Source organism: Streptomyces glaucus (genome assembly GCF_039533365.1).
Taxonomy (GTDB): domain Bacteria; phylum Actinomycetota; class Actinomycetes; order Streptomycetales; family Streptomycetaceae; genus Streptomyces; species Streptomyces glaucus.
Map to the genome: position 1 here is coordinate 1 of NZ_BAAATK010000124.1, position 1,702 is coordinate 1,702.

The following is a 1,702-nucleotide window of genomic DNA, read 5'->3' on the forward strand; positions in this document are numbered from 1 at the left end:
GCGCTCGTGGACCCCGCACCCGCGGCAAGCGTGCTGCGCAAGGGCCGGGACGAGCGGGAGACAACCCTGGCGGCGGTGGCGGAGATGTTCGTGCGGGGCACCCGGGTGAACTGGGCGGCCGTGTTCGACGGCACGGGGGCGCGTGAGGTGCCGCTGCCGACCTACGCCTTCCAGCGGCAGCGCTACTGGCTCGACGCGCCCCGCGTGACCGTGGACGCCGGCGGCCTCGGCCTGGGCGCCGTCCGGCATCCGCTGCTCGGCGCGGCCGTGTCCGTCGCCGGCTCGGACACGATCCTGCTGACCTCCCGCCTGTCCGTGCTCGACCACCCGTGGCTCGCGGACCACGTGGTGGCCGGAAAGATCCTCGTCCCCGGCACCGCCCTGCTCGAACTCGCCCTGGCCGCCGCCGACCGCGCCGACTGCCACCGCGTCGACGAACTCACCCTCCAGACACCCCTCGTCCTGCCCCCCGACGGTGCCGTGGACCTCCAGGTCGGCATCGAGGCCCCGGACGCCTCCGGACGCCGTGCACTGCGCATCCACACACGCCCGCGGGACGCCGCACAGGAAGACCCCTGGACCCTGCACGCCGTGGGTGTGCTGTCGGCGGCCGGAGCGCCGTCGGCGGACTGGGACCTGCGGGCCTGGCCGCCGCAGGGCGCCGAGCAGGTGGACCTGACCGGCCTGTACGACCGGCTGGGGGCCGCGGGACTGTCGTACGGCCCGGCCTTCCGGGGCCTGCGACGGGTCTGGCGGGACGCTTCGGGGTGGTACGTCGAGGCCGGGCTGCCGGAGCCGGCGGCGGACGACGCCCAAGGGAGCACCGACGGGTACGTGGAGGAACACCTCGGAGGACACGCGGAGGGGTACGGGCTGCACCCGGCACTGCTCGACACGGTGCTGCACGTGCTCGGGCTGCAGGACCGGGACGGCGCCGCACTGCCGTTCGTGTGGTCGGGCGTGGAGCTGACGGCCGTCGGCGCCTCCGCCGTACGCGTGCACGTGGCTCAGGCCGACGAGGACACGGTCGCACTGCGTGTGGCCGACACAGCGGGTGCGCCGGTCGCCGAGATCGACTCGCTGCTCCTGCGGCCCGTACCGACGACCGAACTGACGAGGACCGACGCGTCCATCAGGGACGCACTGTTCCGGGTCGAGTGGCAGCCGCTGCCCGCGGCCGAACGGGCCCGGATGACCGACTGGACCGTGCTCGGCGAGCTCCCGCAAGGACCGGCCGGCACCGACCTCACTCACTACGAGACCCTGCCCGCCCTCCGGACGGCACTGGCCGGCGGTACGCGGGCGCCGCACACGGTCCTGTTGCCCGTCGCTACGGCCGGGCGACCCGTGAGGGAACCGGTGACGGAGACCCTCGACACCCTGAGGGAGTGGCTGGCGGAACCACGGCTCGCGAACACCCGTCTGGTCGTGATCGTGCCGGGCGCCCCCGCTGCGGAACCGGAGTACGGGAAATCCCCGGCAGAGCCTGCCGCCGCAGCTGTCTGGGGCCTGGTCCGATCGGCTGCGACCGAACACCCGGGCAGGTTCGCACTGGCCGATGTCGACGACGATGCCGCCTCGTGGGAGGCCCTCGCGGGAATTCCGGAGGACGTGACCGAGGCGTTGGTCCGCCAGGGAACCGTGCGCGTGCCGCGTGTGGTGCGGATGGCGGGGGACGGGGTGCTGGTGCCGCCGGTGGTGG

Annotated in this window: 1 protein-coding gene; it reads left to right on the forward strand. The window is 74.3% G+C overall.

Translation table 11 applies throughout. The features are described 5' to 3' along the window. Nucleotides 1-1,702: polyketide synthase dehydratase domain-containing protein (locus ABD363_RS32330; protein ID WP_344610024.1), on the forward strand; the 1,702-nt coding region annotated here is incomplete at both ends.